The following is a 23316-nucleotide window of genomic DNA, read 5'->3' on the forward strand; positions in this document are numbered from 1 at the left end:
TCCGGCAGGTGCCCACAGGACGGCCTGCCGCGGGTGCTGACCCGGGGTTTTTTGAAAAGGACATCCTGTTTCTTTCAAAGGAAAGTTATCCACAGCTACGGCTTGGGGGCCGCGCTGCCGCCGTCACACGCCACCTGTGCGCATCTGCGCGTTTTCGTTTGATTACGTTGAGTAACTGTACGTTTATCGGCTCGTTGTCCAGGGTGCGCGAGGGCAACTGGGGATTCGAGGCGTCGAGAGCACGTGAAGTTGAGGTAACCGGCAGAACAACCGGTCGCAGAGGCAGTGGCATCCGTGAGCAGCCCTTGCTCCTGAGCCCTGGATACGGGCATCCCACCAACCCAACTAGTGGATCAGGGGACAAGCCCATGCCACCAGAAACCGTGCTGCTCGAATCCCGGGCTATGCGTGACAGCGTGATCGGACGCGTCGACGTCCTGGACAAGGTCAAGGCACTGAGCCTGCTGCCGGACGGCCTGCACATCACGACACAGATGCTCGCGGACTACTACGAGGTCGGCGAGCGCGTCATCAACAGGCTCATGCAGCGCCATCGCGCTGAGCTGTCAGACAACGGCATGCGCGTCCTCCGAGGCGCTGACCTGCAGGTTTTCGAAAGAGACAACCTGGCTCTTTCAATGAAAAGTTATCCACAGGGACGTGCGCACCTCACCATCTACAGCCGTCGCGCGGTGCTCAACACCGCCATGCTGCTGCGGGACAGTGAGGTCGCTCGTAGGGTCCGTACGCATCTCCTGGACAGCGAAGCGTACGGCCGTCGGCAAGCTCCGGTAGCCGCGCCCGGCTACGCGTCGCTGGACGCGCGTCTGACCCGCGTCGAGTCGTGTCTGGCAGACATCGGGCCGGCGCTGCGTGATCTCGGGCCGGTCATCGGGCGGATGTCCGTACGGCTGGAGCGCCTCGATCGCCGGCTGGAGGCGACGAACCGGCGGTTGGACGCCACCAACCGCGTCGTCGGGGCGATGAGCGAGCGGCTCAGTGATCTCGCGGCGGACGTCCGGGAGTTGCGCGGTGGACCTCGGGGGTCAGTGGCCAGGCGACGAAGCCGAGGGTGAGTGCGATGGCGTGGCCGAAGTCGGTGAAGGTCGCGCCGGTGAGCAGGGGGATGCCGAAGAAGGACAGGAGGGCGGCCAGGTAGAGGTAGCGCCAGGGCGGCGGCAGCCGATAGGTGAGTACGCCGGCCGCCGCCGCCAGGCCGTAGGAGACGCCGATGTCCACGACGTGCGTCATGCTGCGGGGCAGCCGGTGGCCCTTGATGGCGAGCAGGACCAGTTCCTGGCTGACGAGGGTGGCGGCGATGTGTGCGAGGCCGACGGTCAGCAGCCAGCGCCAGGTGCCCAGCCAGCGTTCGACGTTGGCGTGGACGAGCTCGAACATGACGGCGTACAGAAGGAACGAGGCGGGGTTCTCGATCCAGAAGCCGCTGAGCAGCAGGGCGGAGACCGGATGCTCGTTCAGCTCGTCGATGTTGCTGCTGGTGCGGTGGAGGAGGAAGTGCTCCAGCCCTTCGGTGGCGCCGGCCACGACCAGGCTGGTGATGCCGATGATCAGCAGCCAGATGTGGGTGCCGGGTGCGGAGCGTACCCAGGCCGGCACGCGGTCCAGGGGGTGCGCCGGCAGGACGGGCCTCATCGGAGGCGCCCCGGGGCGGCCGGGCGGCGGGCGACCATCGGGCCGGGGCCCTTGACGCGGCGGATGAGCGGCGCGGACTCCATGGTCCGTACGGCGGGCAGTACCGAGATCCGGGTGGTCAGGTAGGTGTAGAGGGAGCGGACGTCGGGGCACAGGACGGTCGCGAAGAGGTTGTTCGGTCCGGTGGTGGCGCAGGCGAAGGCGACTTCCGGGTGCTCGGCCAGCGCCTCGCCGGTGGCGGCCAGCTCGGCGGGCGTGACCGAGAGCCACAGCGCGACCGTCACGCCGAGGCCGAAGAGCCGCAGGTCGTAGTCGACGTCGAAGTACAGGACGCCGTCGGCGCGCAGTTCGGCCAGCCGCCGGCGGACGGTGGACAGGGACCAGCCGGTGACGGCGGCCAGTTCGGCCAGCGGCGTACGGCCGTCCTGTGCGAGCGCGTCCAGGAGGCGGCGGTCGGCGTCACCGAGTTGTACGGGGTCGGGCGGGGCGATCAGGTCGGGCGGGCCGATCGGGGCAGCAGAGGCGGCCGGGTCGATCGGGGTAGCAGAGACGGCCAGGTCGGTCGGTACGGTCGCGTCAGCCGTGACGGCCGGGGCAGACCGGCCGGCCGGGGAGGCGTGGCCGTTCGTACGCCGTACGGACGATGACGGCCGCAGCCGCTCGACCTGCGCCTCGGTGAGCGCCCCGGACTTGACCACCATGTTCTGTGGCCCGCCGAAGAACTCGTGCAGCATGCAGTGGGCGGTGACACCGACGACGCTCGGGGTGCGCGGCAGCTTCTGGAGCAGCAGCGCGTCGCTGTCGCGGCTGCTGGCCGCCCGGCACAGCGCGGAGATCTCGGTCCCGCCGGACATCAGGCTGACCCAGGCCGTGTCCGTACGGCGGGCCAGCGCCTCGGCGATCGCCAGGGCGGTGTCGGGCGTGCTCTGGATCCGTACGAGCCATTCGACCTCCCCCAGGGCACGGGGGTCGGACAGCCCCAGCACCTTGATCACCCCGGCGGTGCGCAGACGGGTGTAGCGGCGGGCGACGGTCTGGTCGGAGACCCCGAGCACCTCGGCGATCTTGCTGAAGGGGGCCCGCCCGTCGATCTGAAGGGCGTGGACGAGCCCTCGGTCCAACGCGTCGAATCCGTCGGTTTTCACCGTTCAAAGCTAGCGGGTGTCGGATCTCGCCGTCGGAAGCGGCGTGGCTGGGCCATACGTGGCGTCGCATCGGACGGTGGGACGGCATCCGAGTGACATCCGAAGGGCATCCGTACGGAATTCGCACGGCATCCGTACGGCATTCGGCATGGACCCGATCGGCACCCACCCGCCATGCAATCGGCATCCAGCCGGCCTCCGAACGGCTTCCCAGCGGCTTCCCAACGGCATCCGATCGGCTTTCGGACCACAACACCCGGACCACTTCCGGACAGCTTCCAGACAACTTCGATCACTTCAAACACTTCGAACACTTCGATCCGCGGAGGAATTGATGCGGAGCAAGTGGTGGCCCCTGGCCGCCATCACCCTGGGCAACTTCATGCTGCTCGTGGACGTCACCATCGTGAACACGGCGCTGCCACGGATGGCCGACGGCCTCCACGCCTCCTTCACCTCGCTCCAATGGGTGCTGGACATCTACGCGCTGGCGCTGGCCGCGCTCCTGATGGTGGCCGGTTCGGCCGCCGACCTGTACGGGCGGCGGCGGGTCTACCTGGCCGGACTCACGGTCTTCGCGCTCGCCTCGCTCGCGTGCGGGCTGGCGCCGGACGAGAGCGTGCTGATCGCCGCGCGGGCGGTGCAGGGCGCGGGCGCGGCGGCGATGTTCGCCACCAACACACCGCTGCTGATGGCCACGTACCACGGCCGGGACCGCGGAGTGGCCTTCGGCGTATGGGGCGGTACGAGCGGCGCCGCGGCGGCCGTCGGACCGGTGCTGGGCGGGGTGCTCACCGAGTACCTGGACTGGCGGGCGATCTTCCTGGTCAACCTGCCGGTGACCGCGCTGGCGGTGTGGATCACGGTTCGCTCCGTCCGGGAGTCCCACGGGGACCGCACGGCGCGCATCGACTGGCCGGGCGCCGCCTCCTTCACCGTGTGCGCGGGCGCGCTGACGTACGGGCTGATGCGCGGCGGCGAGGAGGGCTGGACCGAGGCCGGGACCCTGACGGCCCTGGGGGTGGCGGTGCTGGCGCTGCTGGCCTTCGTCGCGGTGGAGCGCGGCGCCCGCAAGCCGCTGCTGGACCTGGCGCTGCTGCGCCGTCCGTCCTTCGCGGTCCTGATGGCGGCGGCCCTGCTCCTCCAGGCGGCAGCGTTCCCCTATCTGACGTACGTGGGGCTGTGGACGCAGAACGAGCTGGGGCTGAGCCCGGTGATGGCGGGGCTGGCGGTGCTGCCGATGGCGGCGGCCTCGCTGGTCGTGGGCGCGGTCGGCGGCCGGCTGCTGCACCGCGCGGCGCCCGCACTGCCGCTGGCCGTCGGCCTGCTGCTGATCGGCGCCGGCCCGCTGGTGCATCTCGCGCTGCTGGAGGACGGGTCGAGCTGGCCGGCCCTCGTCCCGGGGCTGGTCGTCAGCGGCCTGGGCGTCGGCCTGGCGATGCCGGTACTGGTCGCGGCGGCGCTGGGCGCGGCCCCGCCGGCCCGGGCCGGTATGGCCAGCGGCGCGGTGAACACCTTCCGGCAACTGGGCTACGCGCTGGGCATCGCCATCCTGGGAACGGTCTTCGCCCGGGCCCTGCGGGGCGCTTCGGCCGGTTCTGCCGGCGCGGCGTACATCACCGGGTTGCAGCGGGTGTCCCTGATCGCGGGCGTGGTGGCGCTGGTGGCGGGGCTGCTCGTCCTGGTCGTCGTACGGGACCGGGGCGCGGCCGGACCGCAGGAGCCGGGGCCGGGAGCAGGAGCGGACCAGGGAGCCGAACAGGGCGCGGTCGCGGGCACGCCGGAGCGGACGGCGGCCGGGTCGGCCTCGTAGCGACGGCCGGGACGGCCTCGTAGCGGCGGGCTGTGGGCGGGTCGGCTCCCGGAACCGTACGGCGCCGTAGCCGGTTCCGGGTCGCCGCCCTGGGCCCTGCACCGATCGTCGCGGCAGCGCAGACCCAAGTCAATCCTCGGGTTTTCTAGGAACCTACCTGTCAATTGCTTGGGTCCCGCTCCAATACTCGCAGGGGTCGAGCCCCCAACGGCGCTATTGCGCCCGGCCCTTGGCCTCAAGCCCGGTTGAGTTTCCAGGGTCCCGCGCATGACACAGGAATCCGCAACCCCCGACGTCACCGCCCTGGCCGGCCAGCCCGTCGCCTACTGGACACGGGCCACGACCGAAGCAGTACTCCGTTTCGTACGCGACGCCCCTGACCGTCCTGCAGCGCATGATCCGTAACACGGGCGGCACGGCGACACCCCGTTGAGCCGCGTGACACAGCCCGGCCACCGCACCGATCAGCCGCCGAACCACCCCGGCACATCCAGCCGGAACAGGTCCGGCGGCGTGACCTTGCGCAGGTCCGACTCCAGGGCGCTCAGCCGCCCGGCACCCAGGCGGTCCGCCCAGCGGGCGCGCAGCTCGTCGAAGATCCGGGCCGAGCGCGCGAGTCCGTCGTGGCCGCGCCCGGTGAGCCGCACGATCTTGCGGCGGGTGTCGGCGGGGTCCTTGACCCGTTCGACGTAACCGAGGCGTTCGAGGGTGTCGATGGTCTTGCCGGCCGCCTGCTTGGAGACGCCGAGGCTGCGGCCCAGCTCCACCGCGGTGGTGCCGCGGGCGCCGACCGCCTGGAGTACGAAGCCGTGCAGCGGGCGCAGGTCCGGGTGGCCCTGCCGGGCCAGTTCGGCGTGGAGTTCGTCGATCAGGGTGCGGAAGCCGAGGAAGAGCAGCAGCGGCAGCTCATAGCCGGGAGTGTCGGGCTCCGGAGCCGTAGAAGCATCCGGGGTGCGCGGAAGATCCATTGACACGATAGACAACCTGGTTAACTATATCGACAACACGGTTTACCATCTTAGGAGAAGCACCGATGCCTGTCGTCCGCGCTGCCCAGGCCCGCCGCACCCGTACCCCCAACGGCGTCATGACCACCCTCGCCTCGCCCACCCAGGGAGCCGCCGGCCACCTGCTGTGGCGGGTGGAGCTGGAACCCGGCCGCACCGGCCCGTTCCACGCCTTCGACGCCGAGCAGATCTGGTCCGTGCTGGAAGGCGGCGCCACCGTCGAACTCGGTGACGAGCGCTTCAGAGTGGGTCCCGGTGACACCGTCGTGATGCCTGCCGGCCTGCCCCGGCAGGTCACCACCACACTGGAGTCCGGGCTGACCGCCGTGGTCACCGCGCCCACCGGCACGCTGGCCTACAACCCCACCGGCGTCACCGAGCCCGACGCCTGTGAGCTGGCGCCCCGGGACACGGAGCGGACCGCCCCGCCCTGGACTCTCTGACTGCGATTCCTGACCGCGATCCCTGTCCGCGATCCCTGTCCGCGATCTCTGGCTTCGAGCCCTGACTACGAGCCCTGACTACGACCCAGGGCAGGCGCGGACTCGGGCTCAGGCCGGGGTGACCGGCTCCTGGAGTTCGGTCACCCACCGGTCCGGGTCGGACGGGCACTCCAGATACAGCTCCCGCGCGTACCCGGCGGACCGGTAGCCGTTGGCGTCGATCCAGCGCGCCAGATGCTGCGCGGTGGGCATGATCTCGTCCATCGAACCGCGGTGGACGACGGTGGCGGCCCGTTCGATCGCGGGCAGGTCCACGATCGCGAAGTCGTACGACTCCTCCGGCCGGGCCGTGACCACGAACCCGGCGTGCACGACGACCGCCTCCTCCCCGTCCACCGGCCCCGGCGTGCCGGCCACGCTCTCGTAGTACGCGATGCCCGGGCCGGCCGGGACCACCCCGGCCGCCGCCAGCCGTCGGCACAGCTCCTCGTACAACGGCTGGATGACCGGTCCGATGCTCTCGGGCGCGAAACTGTCGGCGATGCCGGTCAGTTCGGCCACCCGTACGGATTCGACCCGCTTGACCACGATGTCGTCGGCAGACATTTGTCCCTCGCTTTCGATCGTCCGGAGCCTCGCCTCCACCTGCGCCAGCCGCACCCCGGCCGCGGTCACCGTCGCGGCCAGCTCCGCCCGCCGCAGCCGCAGCATGCCGCGCAGTTCCTCCGCACTCACCTGCTCGTCGAGGATGGCCCCCACCTGTTGCAGGCTGAAGCCCAGGTCCTTGAGCGCGATGATGCGGTTGAGACGGGCGAGCTGGCCCGCCTCATAGAAGCGGTATCCGCTGGCCGGGTCGGTACGGGCGGGGCGCAGCAGCCCGATCGCGTCGTAGTGACGCAGCATGCGGGCCGAGACGCGTCCGATGGTGGCGAAGTCTCCGATGCTGAACATGACGTCTCCCAGTGCAGGACTTGCCACAGTGTGAAGGTCAAGGGGCGGGAGGCGCCGTGCCGCGCGGCACGGGCGCGCGGCACGGGCGGACGGGCGGCAAGCGTCGCGTCAAGTCCCGTCCACCGTCCGTCAACAACACGTCAGGACAAGGAGGGACGAAGGGGTGTACGGGCATAACGTCGTCGCGGAGCCCCGGCGCGCCAGTGTCCCGGTCCGGGGCCAGTGTTCTGCGCGAGGAGCGACGTCGTGCCCCAGAATCTGTACGCGGAAGATCCCGAGCCCTCCGAACCTGTCCCGGCCGGGCCTTTGTTCGTACCCGTCCGGCCGGGTCCGGCGGGCTGGACGGCCCGTCTGTTCCGCACCCCGCTCGGCGGCCGTACCGCCGTCGGGTTCACCTCAGCCCAGCGGCTCTCCGCGGTCCTCGGCGCAGGTCAGCCGTGGATCCGGCTCGCCGAGCCCGCGCTGCGCGCGCTGACCGAACCGGTCGGCGCCACCGTCCTGACCGTGGATCCCCGGCCGGGCCCAGAGGTCCGGCGCGTCAGCCATCTGCGGGCCGTCTGAGGAGGGGCGTACGACCATGACCGTCACCACGAGCGCCACCAGCGACACCAACGCCACAAGCACGACGGGCGCAACGAACACGACAGGCGCCATGACCACGGCGAGCACGGCGGGTACTACACGTACAGCGAGTACTACACATTCGGCGCGCACGGCGAAGATCCCGCGCCCGTCCGTCCCGGCACGCGGACCGGCCCCGCTCCCACCGTCCGGCACGCGCGAGGCAGCCGCCGCGCCCGCCGACGACCTGTCCGTCTGGCCGGCCTCCACCACCGCCCTCCCCCACGACGACCTCGCCGTGGGCGGTGTCGCCCTCACCGAGCTGGCCGAGCGCTTCGGCACGCCCGCCTACGTCCTGGACGAGGGCGAGGTGCGCGACCGCTGCCGCGCCTACCTGCGCGCCTTCCCGGAGGCCGATGTCCTGTACGCGGCCAAGGCGTTCCTGTGCCGCGCCATGACCCACTGGGTGCGCGAGGAGGGACTCGGCCTGGACGTCTGCTCCGCCGGAGAGCTGGAGCTCGCCGTCACCACCGGCTTCCCGCCCGAGCGCATCGTCCTGCACGGCAACGCCAAGAGCCCGCACGACCTGCGTACGGCGCTGCGGCTGGGCGTCGGGCGGATCGTCATCGACAGCACCTCGGAGATCGCCCGGCTGGCCGCCGCGGTCCCCGCGGGCAGCCGGCAGCAGGTCCTGATACGAGTGGTGCCGGGCATCGCCGCGGGCGGCCACGCCAAGATCCGTACGGGGACCGACGACCAGAAGTTCGGGCTCTCGCTCGCGGACGGCTCGGCCCAGCACGCCATCACCCGTGTCCTGGGCCAGCCGCGCCTGGAACTCGTCGGGCTGCACTGCCACCTGGGCTCGCAGATCACCACCGTCAAGCCTTATCTGTGCGCCGTGCGACGGCTGGTCGGGCTGCTGGCCAGGGTCCGCGAGCAGCACGGTGTCGTCCTGCCGCAACTGGACATCGGCGGCGGTCACGGGGTCGCCTACCGGCCCGGCGAGGCCGCGCTGGACATAGCCGCCCTCGGCGCCAAGGTACGTGCCGAGCTGACCGGTAGCTGCGCGGCGGCCGGACTGCCGGTGCCCCGGCTGACCGTCGAGCCCGGCCGGGCCGTCGTGGGGCCCGCGGGCGTCGCCCTGTACCGGGTGCTGGCCGTCAAACGGACCGGCGGGCAGACGTTCGTCGCCGTCGACGGCGGGATGAGCGACAACCCGCGGCCGGCCCTGTACGGAGTGCGGTACGCGCCGCGGCTGGTCGGCCGCCGCTCGGCCGCCGAACCCGCCGTGGTGACGGTCGTGGGGCGGCATTGCGAGGCGGGGGACGTGGTCGCCGCCGACGTACGACTGCCCGGGGACGTGCGCCCCGGCGACCTGATCGCCGTGCCGGTCGCGGGCGCGTACCACCTTTCGATGGCGTCCGGGTACAACCTGGTCGGCCGCCCGCCGGTGGTCGCGGTGGCGCAGGGGCGGGCGCGTCTCCTCGTACGGCGCGAATCGCTCGCCGACATCCAAGGGCGCGATATCGGCTTGTGAACTCGTGACCTGCCTGGCTCATGTCCTGCCCTGGCTCATGTCCTGCCTGGCTCGTGACCTGCCTGTCGGCCGGTGGGCGGGGCTACGGGTTCCTGGGTCGCTGGGCTCCTGAGCAGCCCCTGAACAGCCCCTGGGTGGCCCCTGGGCGGCCGGACCACACGGCCGTCCGGGGGCCCTGCCACCCCTCGTTCCCCTCCCCCGCTTCCCAGTCCGTGCATGCTGCAACAATCAGTTGTAGGATGATTGGGTGACTGGCGGCGGCAGGTGATCTCCCTGGCTGCCGCACGGAGACGCACGCACCGACAGCCTTGAGGACGTACGGACATGCCATTGCAGGCCGCGGAACGGCAGTCGCTCGTGGACGCCGTCGTCGACGCCCTGCGCGCCCGGCTGGCCGCCGGGGACTGGAAGGTCGGGGAGCGCATCCCCACCGAACACGCACTGGCCGAGCAGCTCCAGGTGGGCCGCAACACCGTCCGGGAGGCGGTGCGCGTGCTGGTGCACGCGGGACTGCTGCGCTCGAAGCAGGGCGAGGGGACCTTCGTGATCTCCACCGCCGACCCGGGCGACATCATGCGCGCCGTACAGCGGGCCGGAATCCGCGACGTACTGGAACTGCGGATCGCGCTGGAGGCCGAGGCCGCCCGACTGGCCGCCCGGCGCCACCACCCCGCCGACCTGGAGCGGATGCGGGCGGCGCTGGACGCCCAGGCCGCGCTGGAGGACTCCGGCGGACAGCCCGCCTCCGGCAGCCTGGAGCTGTACGCGGACCACGACATCGCCTTCCACACGGCCGTGGTCGAGGCCGCGCACAACACGGCGCTGACGGCCACGTACGGCTGGTTCAGCAGCTCCGTACGCGAAGCCCTGGTCTCGGCGCTCGGCGACCAGGAGATGCCCCGGATCGCGCACGGCGACCACCGTGCCGTCCTGGACGCCATCGCCTCCGGGGACCCGCAGGCCGCCGAGCAGGCCACCCGCGCGCTGCTGGAGAAGCCGAAACGGGCCGTGGAGGCCCTGCTCGGCGATGACTCCTGACCTCCTGGGTCTTCTCTTGGAAGCTTCGGGGACTCTGGGGGCTCTCCGGTCGTCCTGAAACGAACGCCTGCGGGAGTACGTACGTCCGTACCGCCGTACCGCGCCTTCATACGCCGTACGCCCCGCTCACCACCCCGCCCCGCACCTCCCTTCTCCTCTCCTCCCCTCCTCCCTTCGCCCACCGCACGATCAGAAACGAGCAGAAAGGTACGCACCCATGTCAGGGACCAGGTCCGAACCGCCCTTGATCGACGCCGAAGAGGATCTGACCCCGGCCCCTCAGGTCGCCGCGGCCCGCCGCCGGCTGCGCACCCACCCGGCCCTCCTCCTGGCCGGCATCGTGCTGGCCTCCCTCAACATGCGGGCAGCGCTCGCCGGGGCCTCGCCGCTCGTCAGCGAGATCGGTGACCACTTCCGCCTCACGGCCACCACCAGCAGCCTGGTGACGACCATTCCCCTGGTCTTCATGGGGCTGGGGTCCATCGCCGCTCCCAAGCTGGCCCGGCGCTGGGGCACCGAGGCGGTGCTGTTCGGCGCGCTGGTGCTGCTGTGCGGCGGCATCCTGCTGCGGGTGGCGCCGCCGGTGGTCGCGCTGTTCGCGGGCTGCGCGGTGGTGGGCACCGCCATCGCCCTGCTCAACGTCCTGATGCCGGGCCTGATCAAGCGCGACTTCCCCGACCGGGCCGCCTCCATGACGGCCCTGTACTCCACCGCGATGATCCTGGGCGCCACCGTCTCGGCCGCCTGCGCCGTACCGCTGGAGAACGCCCTCGGCGGCTGGCAGGGTTCGCTGGCCTCCTGGGCGCTGCTGGCCGCGGTCGCCGCCCTGCTGTGGATTCCGCAGGTTCTCATCACCCGGCGCGGCACCGGCCACGGCGTACCGGCCGCGACCGCCGCGCGGGGCGGCGGGGACGGGCCGCGGCTGAGCCGTTCACCGCTCGCCTGGCAGGTCACGCTCTTCATGGGGTCGCAGTCCCTGATCGCGTACGTGATGATCGCCTGGATGCCGGTGATCTTCACCGACCACGGCATGAGCAAGACCGAGGCGGGGCTGGTCTTCGCGTTCAGCACGCTCGTACAGATGGGCGGCTCGTTCGTGGTGCCGATGCTGGCGGGGCGGATGCGCCGGCAGCGGCTGCTGGCCGTGTGCGTGATCGCGCTGATGGCGTGCGGGATCGGCGGACTGCTGGCGGCGCCGGTGGCGGGTGCCTGGCTGTGGGCGGTACTGCTCGGCCTCGGCCAGGGCGGCGCCCTTGGCCTGGCGCTGACGATGATGGTGCTGCGCTCCGGTGACGCCCACACCGCCGCCCGGCTGTCGGGCATGGCCCAGACGTGGGGCTATCTGCTGGCGGCCGTAGGCCCGCTGGCGCTGGGCGCGGTCCACCAGGCGACCGGTGGCTGGACGGTACCGGTCGTCCTGCTGCTGGCGGTCTGCGTGGGTCTGGTCCTCCTCGGCCTCGGCGCCGGCCGCGACCGCCGCATCGGCACGGACCCCGCCGCCACCCGCTGACACCGGTCGGGCCCGGCACCCCTGACCTGGCGCGTACGAGCAGACCCCAGCCCCTGAACACCCGCCGGCCGGGCCCGCCCCGAAAGCGCGACGCACGCCGAACGGCCCCGGCCCGGCCGGTGGTCGTGCACCGAACGGCCACAGCCTGTCCCGGGGCGTCGTGCGCCGGACAGTCCCGGCCCGGCCGGTGGTCGTGCGCCGAACGGCCACAGCCCACCCCGGGGCGTCGTGCGCCGGCCGGACCGAAACAGTCCGACCCGACCCCGCCCGGCGCGGCCCGAGGTGTCGTAAACCGGACGGATCCCGCCCCGGGGCGTACGCCGAATGGACCCGGCCTGTGTGTGATCACCGGATTTCCCTACGGCCTGGCCTACCGTCCCCTTATGAGCAATGTGCAGCACCCCGTTCCCCGGCACGGTGGGCGCCTGACCCGCAGGGGGTGGCTCGTCCTGCTCTGCGCCGCCGCCGCGCTGGTGGCGGTGGCGCTGACGCTGCTCCTGGGAGACGACCACGCCCGTACGTCGAAGCTGACCGTCCCGGAAGGGCAGCGGGCCTCGCAGGTCTACGCGGCGGTCGACAAGGCCCTGGACGTCGACCCCGGTACCACCGAGAAGGCCGCACGGACCACGAAGCTGAAACTGCCGGCCCAGGCGAAGGGCAACCCGGAGGGCTACCTCTTCCCGGCGACCTACCCGATCGACGACCACACCACGCCCGGCTCGCTGCTGACCTTCATGGTGGACACCGCGCACCAACGGTTCGCCGCCGACGGCATCAGCGCCTACGACACGGTCGTCACCGCCTCCGTCGTCCAGGCCGAGGCGGACACCCCCCAGGACATGGGCAAGGTCGCCCGGGTCATCGAGAACCGCGTCGCCCAGGGCATGCCCCTCCAGATGGACTCGACCATCAATTACGCGCTGGACCGCAGCACCCTGGACACCAGCCACGCCGACACCCGTACGGACAGCCCGTACAACACCTACAACCACCAGGGCCTGCCGCCCACCCCGATCGGCAACCCCGGGCAGGACGCGCTGAAGGCCGCGAGCGCCCCTCCCCCCGGAGACTGGCTGTACTTCGTCACCGTCAAGCCGGGTGACACCCGCTTCACGGCCGACTACCAGGAACACCAGAGGAACGTACGGGAGTTCAACCAGCGGCGCGGCAAGGCCGCCTCGGGCGGATAGCCGGCGGCCCCGGCCGCGCACCGGCTACGGCGCAGGAGACCAACAGCCCCTGCCACACGGCCCGGCCCCGGCCCTGGCCCGCCGAGCCGCAAGCTGGAACCGGAGCCCGAGGCGCGGCCGTGCGGCCCTCGGGCTGTCTGCTCCTCCTGCCGCTCCTGCTCCTCCTACTCCTCCCCCGCCAGCGTCAGCGCTCGCAGCCGGCGCCCGGCGTACCAGGTGGCGACCACCGTCACCGCCAGCATCAATATCAGTCCCGGCACCAGTGCCACCTCCGAGGTGATCGCGCCCTCCGCACCGATCTTCTGGGCCAGCGCCAGCGCCCACTGCTGCACGCTCAGTGTCCGCGCGCCCGGCACCAGACTGCCGAAGAGCGATTCCCATACGAGCGCGTACACCAGCCCGAAGACGACGGCGTGCCGGCTGATCGTGCCGAAGAAAAGAAACAGGGCGCTGTAGGTGACCGAGGCGACCGCCGCGGCGACCGCGTACGCCACCGCCATCTGCTGGCTGTTGCCGTTGAGTATGAACCCGGCGATCAGGACGGGCACGGCGGAGAAGACCGCCGTCACGCCGATCGCCACGACCAGCTTGGTGAAGATGACCGAGGACCTCGGTATGGGCTTGGCCAGCAGATAGACCACCGAGCCGTCGTCTATCTCCGGGCCGATCGCGCCCGTACCGGCGATGACGCCGATCAGCGGCACCATCGTCGCCAGCGCGAAGCTGCCCAGGATGCCACCCGCGGTGGAGTCGTCCGCGCCGGTCAGCCCCCGTACGGCCACCGCGATGACGATCAGGAGGGCGGGCAGCGCGAAGAGGATCAGCGCGCGGCGCCGTCCGAGCAGCGCCCGGTAGGTGAGCCGGGCGACGGTCGGGTTGAACAGGGTCGGTACCGCCGTGGACTTCGGTGACCTCGCGGGCGGCGTGCCGACCGGGGAGGTCGCAGCGGTGGGGCTGGTCGGGGACATCGCGTCAGGGCTCCTTTCCGGCATCTCAGGCCGCGACGAGGTAGGAGAAGACCGATTCCAGGGACTCGTCGGAGGGCGAGACCGTCAGGAGGCGGATGCCGTGGTCGCGGGCGACACGCGGCAGGAGTTCGGTGAAGCGGCCGAAGTCGACGGCCTGGATACGCAGCGCGCCTTCCGCGAGGTCCACCTCTATTCCGGCCGTGGAGGGGTCGGCGATCAGCGCGGCGGCCAGTGCCCGGTCGTTGTCGGACCGTACGAGGTAGCGGTGCGGGCGGTCAGTCATCAGGCGCCGGATCTTGCGGAAGTCACCGGAGGCGGCATGCCGTCCGGCCACCACCACCTCGATGTGCGAGGCCAGTTGCTCGACCTCCTCCAGGATGTGCGAGGAGAAGAGCACCGTACGGCCTTCGGCGCCCATGCGCCGCAGCAGGTCCATGAGCTGCATGCGCTGGCGCGGATCCATGCCGTTGAACGGCTCGTCCAGCAGCAGCACCGACGGCTCGTGGACCAGCGCTGAGGCCATCTTCACCCGCTGCCGCATGCCCTTGCTGTACGTGGCGATCTTGCGGTCCTGGGCGTACTCCATCTCGACCGTGGCCAGCGCACGGGCCGCCTCGGCCCGGCCCAGGCCGTGCAACTCGGCGTTGGCCAGGACGAATTCGCGGCCGGTGAGGAAGTCGTACATCGCCTCTCGCTCGGGCACGATGCCGATCTCGCGGTAGATCTTCTCGTTGCGCCAGATGGCGGCGCCGTCCAGCGTGACGGTCCCGTTGGAGGGGGCGAGGAAGCCGCCCATCATGTTGATGAGGGTGGACTTGCCCGCGCCGTTGGGGCCGAGGAGGCCGGTGACGCCTGGTCCGACGGTCATCGTGATGTCGTTGACGGCGACGACGTTGCCGAACCAGCGGGAGACGTGGTCGATACGGATCGTTGTCATGGGCGCGGCCCATTCCTTCGCTGGGTGGTGGCGGGCGACGGGCGGACGTTCACAGGCCGGCCTTCCGGTAGCGGCGCATCAGCAGGGCGTAGCAGCCGGCGATGACGGCCAGGGTGACCAGGAGGTAGCAGAACCCGGCCGCCGTGGACGGCTCCGCCGCGTTGGGGAAGGAACTGCTGCCGCCGAGGAACTTGGTCTGTACGCCGTCTATGAGCGTGGTGGGGGAGAACAGACCGAGCCAGCCGACGATGCTCTCCCTGCCCTGTACGGAGGCGATGCCCTGTACGGCGCTGACCGCCGCGTACGGGATGGTCAGTACGGCGATGACGGCGGCCACACCGAACCCGCGGCGCGGCGTGAGCGCGGATATCACCAGGCCGATACCGGCGAAGAGCAGTGACAGCAGGGCCACGGACACCAGGCCCTGGGCGAGGCCCTTGGTCTGGTCCAGGAAGTCGAGTTTGGCCAGCAGCGCGCCCACGTACAGGATCAGCAGCGGGGCGGCGGTCAGGGTGAACAGCGCGCTCGCCATCGCGGCGAACTTCGCGGCCACGTAGTCGACGCGCTCGATCGGCCGCGAGAAGTACAGCGGAACGGTCTTGAAGCGCAGGTCACGGGAGACGGACTGCGGGGCCTGGGCGGCCAGGTACAGCCCGATGACGGCCTGGAGGTAGATCGCGTAGCGGCTGTAGGCGACCGGCAGCGCATTGGCCTTGGTCACCACCGTCACTGCCACCATGATGCCCGCGGGCAGGCACATCACCGCGAACAGCAGCATCGGCAGCACCTTGGACTTGGCGGACCTGCCCAGTCCGTACGCGCCGCGCAGGCTCTGTGAGAACAGCGAGCGGCGGGCGTAGGCACGGCCCAGGCGCGGGCCGTCGTAGTGGCGGTAGCCGATGTTGTGGATGACGCCCTGCGCGGGGACGCCGGTCGTCGTGGTCTCAGGCGGCATCGGATGCGCCTCCGTCCTTCTGGGCGTGGCCGTCCTTCTGAGCGTGGCCGTCCTTCTGGGCGTGCTCGGTGCCGGGGGCGGCCGGTGCCCGGAAGACCTCGGAGATCTGGTGGCGGCGCTGCTCCATCCGGACCAGGCCGAGCCCGAGGCCGGCGACGGTGTCACGCACCAGGTCGTACGTCTGCTCCCCCGCGGCCTCCACATACAGCAGATGGCCGGAGGTGGCGGACTCCGAACCGGCGGAGGCGGAGGTCACCGCCACCCCGGCACCGGCCAGGGCCGCGCGCAGCGCTTCGGTGCCGTCCGGATGCCGCTCGGTGTCGGTGACCTCGACGGCCAGAGTGGCGGTGGTCCGGGTGAACTCATCGGTGGAGGAGGAGCGCAGCAGCTTGCCGCCGTCGATGACGACGACGTGGTCGCAGGTACGCTCCAGCTCGCCGAGGAGGTGGGAGGTGACCAGGACGGAGATGCCGAAGTCGGTGTGGACGCGGCGGATCAGGCCGAGCATGTCGTCGCGGCCGACCGGGTCCAGGCCGTTGGTCGGCTCGTCCAGGAAGACCAACTGCGGGTCGTGGACCAGCGCCTGGGCCAGCTTGACCCGCTGCTTCATGCCCGTGGAGTAACCGCCGATCGGCCGGTAGCGCTCCTCGTACAGACCGACGTGACGGAGCGTGTCGGCGGTGCGCTCGCGGGCGGCGGTCGGCGGCAGCCCCGACATGCGCGCCATGTGGACGACGAACTCGGTCGCCGAGACGTCCGGCGGCAGACAGTCGTGCTCGGGCATGTAACCGACACGCTCACGGATGGCTCCGCCGTCCTGCGCCACGTCCAGACCGAGCACGGTGGCCCTGCCCTCGGTGGCCGGGGACAGCCCGAGGAGGATCTTGATGAGCGTGGACTTGCCGGCACCGTTGGCACCCACCAGGCCGGTCACGCCGGGGGCGATGTCAACGGTCAGCCGGTCCAGGGCGGTCACCCGTGGGTACCGCATGCTGAGGCTTTCGGTGGCGATCACTGTCACGTCTTCGACGGTAGTGGCGCGGAACACACCCGGCGTCAGCCTCAACGGCTGGATGTCCGTCCGACTCCAGGCGTACGGGCCCGTAGGGGGATGAGGGATCGGTTCGGGCGGATCTCAGGGTGCCGGAGCGTCGTATGGGTCCCGGACCGGGACAGGGATGCCGCCCACCCGTGGTGACGGGCGATGCCTAGGAGCCGCTGGGTGCCACCGGCGGGTGCCGGCCCCCTTGACGCAGCCGCCGGTCATTGTCACATTCAGCGGTGTCAAGTTACGTACGCGTACCGGTACCAACGGATGACGGACGGATGGTTGACGATGGCCCCAGTCAGGGAAGCGACCGCCGAACTGCGCGGCTTCCGGGACGTACAGCGGCTCGCGTACGCCTGCGCGGAGGCGGTGGCCGCGCAGCTCAGGCCCGGCGTCACCGAACGCGACGCGGCGCGGATGCAGCGCGAGTGGCTGCGCGAGCGCGGCGTACGGGACTGGTTCCATCTGCCCTTCGCCTGGTTCGGGGACCGCACGGCCTTCGTGGGCATCCGCCTGCCCACCCAGTTCTTCCCCGGCAACCGCCGGCTGGAGCCCGGGATGCCCTTCATCCTGGACATGGCGCCGATCCTCAAGGGCTTCACGGCCGACATCGGCTACTCCGGCTGTCTGGGGCTCAGCCCCTTGCACGACCGGCTGCTGGACGATCTGGGAACACACCGTGAACTGATCCTGCGCGAGGTCCGTGAGCGCCGCCCGCTGCGGGAGATCTACGAAGACGTCGAGCGGCTCATGGTCCGGCAGGGCTACACCAACCGCCACCGCGCCTACCCGTTCGGCGTCATCGCCCACAAGATCGGCCGGGTCAGGGACCGCCGCTGGTCCCCGACGCTCTTCGGCTTCGGCACCAACGCGCTCAAGGGCCTCGCCTCGGACGCCCTGCACGGGCATCGCGAGGGCTGGTCGCCGCTGTGGAGCCCGTACACCTTCTCCGACCACCCGCCGCAGCCCGGTCTGTGGGCGGTCGAACCCCACCTCGGGTTCCGCGGGACCGGTGCCAAGTTCGAGGAGATCCTCGTCGTCACGGACTCCAAGGATCCGAAGGAGAGCGCCTTCTGGCTGGACGACGACCTGCCGCATGTACGGCGCCTGCCGGAGGGGCGGGCGGAGAACGCCGCGTGACCAGGGACGGGAGCCGAGGAAGGGACAGGGGCAGAGCCATGGACATGGGCAGGCGCAGGGGCAGGGGCGGGAGCCGGGCGTACGTGGGAGGAACAGACATGGAGCCGGGCATTCCGGGCGCACGGGAGCACTGGATCCGTACGGGTGGCGTGGAACTGTGCGTCGCGGAACTGGGTGACGCCGACCGTCCCACCGTGCTGCTGCTGCATGGCTACCCGGACAGCAAGGAGGTGTGGTCCCAGGTGGCCGTCGCCCTGGCCGACCGCTTCCACGTCGTGCTCTATGACGTACGCGGCTGCGGGCGGTCCACCGCGCCCGAACCTCTGCGCGGCGGCTTCACGCTGGAGAAGCTGACCGATGACTTCCTGGCGGTCGCGGACGCGGTCAGCCCCGACCGGCCGGTGCACGTGGTCGGGCACGACTGGGGGTCGGTGCAGGCGTGGGAGTTCGCCACCGTCGACCGTACGGAGGGGCGGATCGCCTCCTTCACCTCCCTGTCCGGGCCGTCCCTCGATCACTTCGGCCACTGGATCAAGAAGCGGCTGACACGCCCCACCCCGCGCCGTACCGCCCAGTTCCTCACCCAGGGCGCCAAGTCCTGGTACGTCTACCTGCTCCATACGCCCGTACTGCCGGAACTCGCCTGGAAGGGTCCGCTCGGCACGCACTGGCCGACGCTGCTGCGACGGATCGAGAAGGTGCCCGATGGCGGTGTCAGCGGTGCACGTGTCAGCGGTGCAAGTGCCGGGGGTGCTGGTGCCAGTGGTGCGCGGGACGGCGTGGGAGGCGGGAAAGCTGGGGGAGGCGAAGGAAACGAAGAGGGTCGGGGACACGGGGTAGGCCACGCTTATCCGACGCCGTCGCTGCGGACCGACGCCGCCCACGGCGCCTGGCTCTACCGGGACAACGTCCGTACCCGGCTGCGCCGCCCGCGCGCGGACGCCTACGCGCACTGCCCGGTCCAGCTCATCACCCCGACCGGTGACCCCTTCCTCTCCCAGCGGCTCTATGACGGCCTGGAGCACTGGGCGCCGCGGCTGACCCGCCGCACCCTCCCGGCCGGGCACTGGGTCCCCCGCACCCGGCCCGACCAACTCGTCTCGTGGATCACCGAGTTCGTCAACGCCCAGGAGGAGGGTGATCCGGCCCGGCCGAACACCGCCCCCGGCCGGTACGCCGACCGCTTCAGCGGTCAGTTGGTGCTGGTCACCGGCGCGGCCGGCGGGATCGGACGGGCCACCGCGTACGCCTTCGCGCAAGCCGGCGCACGGATCGTCGCGGTGGACCGGGACGCACCAGGGGCGGTACGTACGGCGGAGACGGCACGCCTGGTCGGCGCTCCACGGGCCTGGGCAGAGGCCGTGGACGTCTCGGACGAAGCGGCCATGGAGAAGCTCGCCGACAAGGTCGCCACGGAGTACGGCACCGTCGACGTACTGGTCAACAACGCCGGTATCGGGCTGTGCGGCTCCTTCCTGGACACCACTTCCGAGGACTGGAAGAAGGTCCTGGACGTCAATCTGTGGGGCGTCATCCACGGCTGCCGGATCTTCGGGAGGCGGATGGCGGAGCGCGGCCAGGGCGGTCACATCGTCAACATCGCTTCGGCGGCGGCCTTCCAGCCCTCCCGGGCGCTGTCCGCCTACAGCACGTCCAAGGCGGCGGTGCTGATGCTGAGCGAGTGTCTGCGCGCCGAACTGGCCGGGCGGGGCATCGGCGTCACGGCCGTCTGCCCCGGGTTCGTCAACACCAACATCACCACGGACTCCCACTTCACCGGTGTCACACCGGAGGAGGAACGCCGCCTGCGGACCAAGTCCGCACGGCTGTACGGAATGCGCGACTACCCACCGGAGAAGGTCGCCGACGCCGTTGTGCGCGCGGTCGTCCGCAACCAGGCGGTCGTCCCGGTCACGCCCGAGGCACGCGCCGCCCGGCTGCTCTCCCGCTTCGCACCACGCGCGCTGCGCGCCGTCGCCCGTATCGACCCCCCGCTGTAACACCGCCGCCCCCACAGCCCACCAACCCACCACGTACGCCTCGCACATCTCACACATTTAACACATTTCACACGCCTCACGTCAGGAGCCGCCACAATGAGCGCCGAGAACGACGGGGAGCGCCATGCGATAGCGCCGCGCCGGGTCTCCTTCGACTGGCGCCGGACCCCCTTGCACTGGATACCGGACGAACCCACCGCCACCCACGTCATCAACGTGCTGCACCTGCTGCTGCCTGCCGGGGAACGGTGGTTCGTCAAGGTCTTCAAGGAAGCCCTTCCCCTGGTCGCAGACCCCGAACTCCTCAAGGACGTCAAGGGCTTCATGGGCCAGGAGGCCACCCACAGCGTCCAGCACTCCTACGTACTCCAGCACCTGGCGCACCAGGGCCTGGACACCGGCCCCTACACCCGGCACGTCGACTTCCTCTTCGAGCGTCTGCTCGGCGAACGGCCCCCTTTCGGCGCCCCCATATCCACCCGGGAATGGCTGCGCTTCCGGCTCTCCCTCATAGCAGCGATCGAACAGTTCACGGCCGTGCTCGGTGACTGGGTACTGCGCGCCGAGGGCCTGGACCGGGCCGACCCCGACCCGGTCATGCTGGACCTGCTGCGCTGGCACGGGGCCGAGGAGGTCGAGCACCGCGCCGTGGCCTTCGACATGTACGAGTACACCGGCGGCCGGGACCTGCCCCGCTACGCCCGCCGGGTGCTGGGCATGTCGGTGACCGCGCCCGTGCTGTTCTACCTGTGGGCCTGGGGCGCGGCCTACCTCCTGCGCCACGATCCGCTGCTCACCGGCCCGACGCGCTACTCGCTGCGGGCGCACAACAAAGCCGTACGCAAGGGGCTGCTGCCGACGTGGCGGGAGCTGGGCGGGGCGATACCGCGCTACTTCAAGCGGTCGTACCATCCCTCGCAGGAAGGGTCGCTGCGCACGGCCGTCGCCTATCTGGCGGGCTCGCCGGCCGCCCGCGCCGCGGCGGGCGCGGTAGGGCGTACGGCCATCTCGTAAGGAGCACCCCCGTGACCGACCAGCCGCCGCCTTCCCCCCACCGGACCCCACCTCCGCCTCCGCCCGCCCGGTCGTCGACACCGGCCAACCACACACCGGCACCGAGCAGACAACAGCCGGCCAAAGCCGGCCGGTCACCAGCCCCGACCACCCGACAGCCCGCCAGAGACCCCCGGTCACCGGCCCCGACCAATCAGCAGCCGGTCCGGACCGGACAGATGGCAGCCGCAACAGAACAGCAGCCGGTACGAACCGTGCAGCCCCCAACCCCGAGCCCGACCGAACGGCCGTCAGCACCGGACGCCGGAGCACCCACACAGGCCGAGAGGCCGGTGCTACCCGCGAAGTGCGCGCCCGCACCTGACGGCCGGGCGTCGGCACCAACTAAGCGGCCACCGTCCTCAGACAGGCAGACGCCCACCCCGAGCGGGCGCACCCCGTCCCCAGGCAAGCAGGCACCGACCCCATCCGAGTGCGGTGCCGACTACCGCATCGAGGATCTGGCTCAGCTCAGCGGTGCGACGGTCCGTACGATCCGCGCGTACCAGGACCGCGGACTGCTGCCCCGGCCCGAGCGGCGTGGGCGGGCCAATGTCTACGGCGAGCCCCACCTGACCCGGCTACGGCAGATCGCGGACCTGCTGGACCGCGGCTACACCCTCGCCAGCATCAAGGAGCTCCTGGATGCCTGGGCCGCGGGCCGCGGGCTGGGCGGAGTCCTCGGGCTGGTGGCCGAGGTCGACGTCCCCTGGACCGACGAGCAGGAGGACCGCATCACCCGCGACGAACTGGACACCCGGTTCGGCGGCGTCCGGGACGACGCGGCGGTCCAGGACGCCGTGGACCTGGGTGTCCTGGAGCGGATTCCCGGCCAGGACGAGGCGTTCCGTGTCCCCAGCCCCCGCGAACTGGCGGTCGCCGCCGAACTCCACTCCGCGGGCGTCCCGCTGCCCGCCATCTCGGATCACCTCCGCGAGGTCCGCGCTCGGGTCGAGCAGATCGCCTCCCGCTTCCTGGAGTTCACCACCGAGCACGTCTTCCGTCAGTACCTCGACCACCCCCCATCAGAGGCCGAGGCCACTGAGGCCGCCGTCCTCGTACGTCGTATGCGTCCGCTGGCCCAGCAGGTGGTCGACGCGGAGCTGGCCCGCGCCATGCGCACCATGGCCACCCGCTACCTCCGCCACCACCTGGCCGAAGCCACCCCCGAAACCGGCACCCCCGGCATCCCCGACACACCCACCACCCCCACTCCGCCCAGCGCACAAGTTCCGTTCAGTACCCCCGCTCCACCGAGCACGCCCACTCCGTGCAGTCGGTGCAGTCCGCCCGGCCCGCCCACAATGACCACCGAACCTGCGGCACCCGAGCGCCCACATGAGACCACCGCGCCCCCCGTCCCGGAGCCGGCCACCCCAGTCCCGGCCGCCCCGGCCCCCGCCTCACCGACGCCGGCCGCCCCGAGCTCTACCGCCCCGGAACCGGTCGTCCTGCCGGCCGAGACCGTGCAGGCCGTACGCGCCCTGGTGGGGCGTGCCCATACCGCCGCCTTCATCACCGCCGCCACTCAGCGGGAGCTGCACGCCCGGACCATGGATCACCTCGCCTCACGTCACCCCTCCTCCAGCTCCGGCAGCCGCTGAACTCCGTTGAGACTCCCTGGACTCGCCTGCCGCACCCGGTCCATCCGCGTCAGCGCGTGGTGGAGGAGACCAGCGAGAGCGGTCGGCCGGCGGTCGCAGACCCACTCCCCGATCCGGTCCCGATCTCCGTCCCGGCCGCCAACCCGGACCCGGCGCCGGGCTTGCCCTGAGGTTCGCGCTCTCGCCGGAACGGTATGAGGGCGGCGAAGAAGAAGAGTCCGCCCAGGGCCAGCAGGTTCAGGCTTGCCGCCATGACCGCCACACCTGCCACGATCGCGACCACCTGCCAGACGGCGGCCCTCTTGATGACCACCAACTGCAGGACCAGCGACAGAAGTCCTATGTAGAGGAACAACGGAACGACCGTGTAGATGACGGGCTTCACGCCGGGGTAGCTCTGGACCAGTCTGAACAGCTCCTGCATCGCCCCCTTGTCCGCCGAGCAGAAACCGACCACGAGGTCGATGCCCGCCTGTATCGCCACGGTGGCGGCGCCGAGCAGTCCCAGCGCCGCGCCCGCATCGGCCACCACCCGGTGTGCCCCGCCGCTCCGGGCCGCCATGCGACGCAGCCGCAGCAGCACCGGCCCGAACAGCACCACCCCGGCCAGCAGGGCCAGATGGCCCGCCGACCAGTCGATCCCGGGATTGTGCTCCGGGTCGATCAGCCGGATCAGCCCATAGGCCATCATGCACACCGGTCCGGCCACCAAGGCCCTGCGTCCCCACGTCGTCTTTGCCATGTCTCGATCTTCGAGCACGGA

Annotated in this window: 21 protein-coding genes; 12 read left to right on the forward strand and 9 right to left on the reverse strand. The window is 71.1% G+C overall.

Annotation, left to right across the window (positions count from 1 at the left end):
* Nucleotides 1-368 precede the first annotated feature (368 nt).
* Nucleotides 369-1076, forward strand: a complete 708-nt coding sequence (locus tag KGS77_RS16550; protein WP_242582250.1) for a hypothetical protein — start codon at nt 369-371, stop codon at nt 1074-1076.
* Here the strand turns inward: KGS77_RS16550 and KGS77_RS16555 are convergent.
* Nucleotides 997-1653: a rhomboid-like protein gene (locus KGS77_RS16555; RefSeq protein ID WP_242582253.1), complete on the reverse strand. Its 657-nt coding sequence runs from the start codon at nt 1651-1653 to the stop codon at nt 997-999. The genes KGS77_RS16550 and KGS77_RS16555 overlap by 80 nt on opposite strands.
* Complete coding sequence (locus KGS77_RS16560; protein ID WP_242582255.1) at nt 1650-2798, reverse strand: Lrp/AsnC family transcriptional regulator; 1149 nt, start codon at nt 2796-2798, stop codon at nt 1650-1652. The genes KGS77_RS16555 and KGS77_RS16560 overlap by 4 nt, the downstream gene beginning before the upstream one ends.
* 334 nt (nt 2799-3132) lie before the next feature.
* On the opposite strand from KGS77_RS16560, the gene KGS77_RS16565 reads away from it, so the two are divergent.
* Nucleotides 3133-4611: an MFS transporter gene (locus tag KGS77_RS16565; RefSeq protein WP_242582257.1), complete on the forward strand. Its 1479-nt coding sequence runs from the start codon at nt 3133-3135 to the stop codon at nt 4609-4611.
* 464 nt (nt 4612-5075) lie between these two features.
* Here the strand turns inward: KGS77_RS16565 and KGS77_RS16570 are convergent, their stop codons facing one another.
* Nucleotides 5076-5579 (reverse strand): MarR family winged helix-turn-helix transcriptional regulator, encoded by a 504-nt coding sequence (locus KGS77_RS16570; RefSeq protein ID WP_242587504.1) that lies wholly within the window; start codon nt 5577-5579, stop codon nt 5076-5078.
* Nucleotides 5580-5644: 65 nt separating this feature from the next.
* Here KGS77_RS16570 and KGS77_RS16575 point away from each other — a divergent pair, with 65 nt between their 5' ends.
* Nucleotides 5645-6061, forward strand: coding sequence for a cupin domain-containing protein (locus KGS77_RS16575; RefSeq protein WP_242582259.1), 417 nt, complete (start codon nt 5645-5647; stop codon nt 6059-6061).
* 108 nt (nt 6062-6169) lie between these two features.
* Here the strand turns inward: KGS77_RS16575 and KGS77_RS16580 are convergent, their stop codons facing one another.
* Nucleotides 6170-7012, reverse strand: a complete 843-nt coding sequence (locus KGS77_RS16580) for a MerR family transcriptional regulator (protein ID WP_242582261.1) — start codon at nt 7010-7012, stop codon at nt 6170-6172.
* 246 nt (nt 7013-7258) lie between these two features.
* On the opposite strand from KGS77_RS16580, the gene KGS77_RS16585 reads away from it, so the two are divergent.
* The 5 genes from KGS77_RS16585 to mltG all read left to right on the forward strand — a co-directional run bounded on the left by KGS77_RS16585 (nt 7259) and on the right by mltG (nt 12848).
* On the forward strand, nt 7259-7573 hold the full coding sequence (locus tag KGS77_RS16585) for an SAV_915 family protein (RefSeq protein WP_242582263.1): 315 nt from the start codon (nt 7259-7261) through the stop codon (nt 7571-7573).
* Between the two features lie 16 nt (nt 7574-7589).
* Entirely contained in the window at nt 7590-9110 is a 1521-nt protein-coding gene (gene lysA / locus KGS77_RS16590) for a diaminopimelate decarboxylase (protein ID WP_242582265.1), read from the forward strand.
* Between the two features lie 324 nt (nt 9111-9434).
* Entirely contained in the window at nt 9435-10148 is a 714-nt protein-coding gene (locus tag KGS77_RS16595) for a FadR/GntR family transcriptional regulator (protein WP_242582267.1), read from the forward strand.
* Nucleotides 10149-10365: 217 nt separating this feature from the next.
* Nucleotides 10366-11658, forward strand: coding sequence for an MFS transporter (locus tag KGS77_RS16600; RefSeq protein ID WP_242582269.1), 1293 nt, complete (start codon nt 10366-10368; stop codon nt 11656-11658).
* Nucleotides 11659-12041: 383 nt separating this feature from the next.
* Nucleotides 12042-12848, forward strand: a complete 807-nt coding sequence (gene mltG / locus KGS77_RS16605) for an endolytic transglycosylase MltG (RefSeq protein ID WP_242582272.1) — start codon at nt 12042-12044, stop codon at nt 12846-12848.
* 164 nt (nt 12849-13012) lie between these two features.
* Here mltG and KGS77_RS16615 read toward each other — a convergent pair whose 3' ends face one another.
* From KGS77_RS16615 to KGS77_RS16630, 4 genes are all read right to left on the reverse strand, one after another.
* Nucleotides 13013-13732 (reverse strand): ABC transporter permease subunit, encoded by a 720-nt coding sequence (locus tag KGS77_RS16615; protein ID WP_242587505.1) that lies wholly within the window; start codon nt 13730-13732, stop codon nt 13013-13015.
* Nucleotides 13733-13841: 109 nt separating this feature from the next.
* Complete coding sequence (locus KGS77_RS16620) at nt 13842-14753, reverse strand: ABC transporter ATP-binding protein (RefSeq protein ID WP_242582274.1); 912 nt, start codon at nt 14751-14753, stop codon at nt 13842-13844.
* 49 nt (nt 14754-14802) lie between these two features.
* Complete coding sequence (locus KGS77_RS16625; RefSeq protein WP_242582276.1) at nt 14803-15708, reverse strand: ABC transporter permease subunit; 906 nt, start codon at nt 15706-15708, stop codon at nt 14803-14805.
* A complete protein-coding gene (locus KGS77_RS16630; RefSeq protein ID WP_242582278.1) occupies nt 15698-16756 on the reverse strand; it encodes an ABC transporter ATP-binding protein in 1059 nt (352 codons plus the stop codon). The genes KGS77_RS16625 and KGS77_RS16630 overlap by 11 nt, the downstream gene beginning before the upstream one ends.
* A 288-nt stretch (nt 16757-17044) precedes the next feature.
* On the opposite strand from KGS77_RS16630, the gene KGS77_RS16635 reads away from it, so the two are divergent.
* The 4 genes from KGS77_RS16635 to KGS77_RS16650 all read left to right on the forward strand — a co-directional run bounded on the left by KGS77_RS16635 (nt 17045) and on the right by KGS77_RS16650 (nt 22553).
* Entirely contained in the window at nt 17045-17896 is an 852-nt protein-coding gene (locus KGS77_RS16635) for a M24 family metallopeptidase (RefSeq protein ID WP_242582280.1), read from the forward strand.
* A gap of 98 nt (nt 17897-17994) precedes the next feature.
* Nucleotides 17995-19896, forward strand: a complete 1902-nt coding sequence (locus KGS77_RS16640; RefSeq protein WP_242582281.1) for an SDR family oxidoreductase — start codon at nt 17995-17997, stop codon at nt 19894-19896.
* A gap of 96 nt (nt 19897-19992) precedes the next feature.
* Nucleotides 19993-20910 carry a metal-dependent hydrolase gene (locus KGS77_RS16645; RefSeq protein ID WP_242582283.1) on the forward strand — a complete coding sequence of 306 codons (918 nt, stop codon included), beginning with the start codon at nt 19993-19995 and terminating at the stop codon, nt 20908-20910.
* A 332-nt stretch (nt 20911-21242) separates the two neighbouring features.
* The gene (locus KGS77_RS16650) at nt 21243-22553 is read left to right on the forward strand and encodes a MerR family transcriptional regulator (RefSeq protein WP_347404500.1); all 1311 of its coding nucleotides are present in this window, start codon (nt 21243-21245) and stop codon (nt 22551-22553) included.
* A gap of 49 nt (nt 22554-22602) precedes the next feature.
* On the opposite strand, the gene KGS77_RS16655 is transcribed toward KGS77_RS16650, so the two are convergent.
* Nucleotides 22603-23295 (reverse strand): hypothetical protein, encoded by a 693-nt coding sequence (locus KGS77_RS16655; RefSeq protein WP_242582286.1) that lies wholly within the window; start codon nt 23293-23295, stop codon nt 22603-22605.
* Nucleotides 23296-23316: the final 21 nt, after the last annotated feature.

The sequence above is a fragment of the Streptomyces sp. MST-110588 genome (assembly GCF_022695595.1).
In the GTDB taxonomy this organism is placed as follows: Bacteria; Actinomycetota; Actinomycetes; order Streptomycetales; family Streptomycetaceae; genus Streptomyces.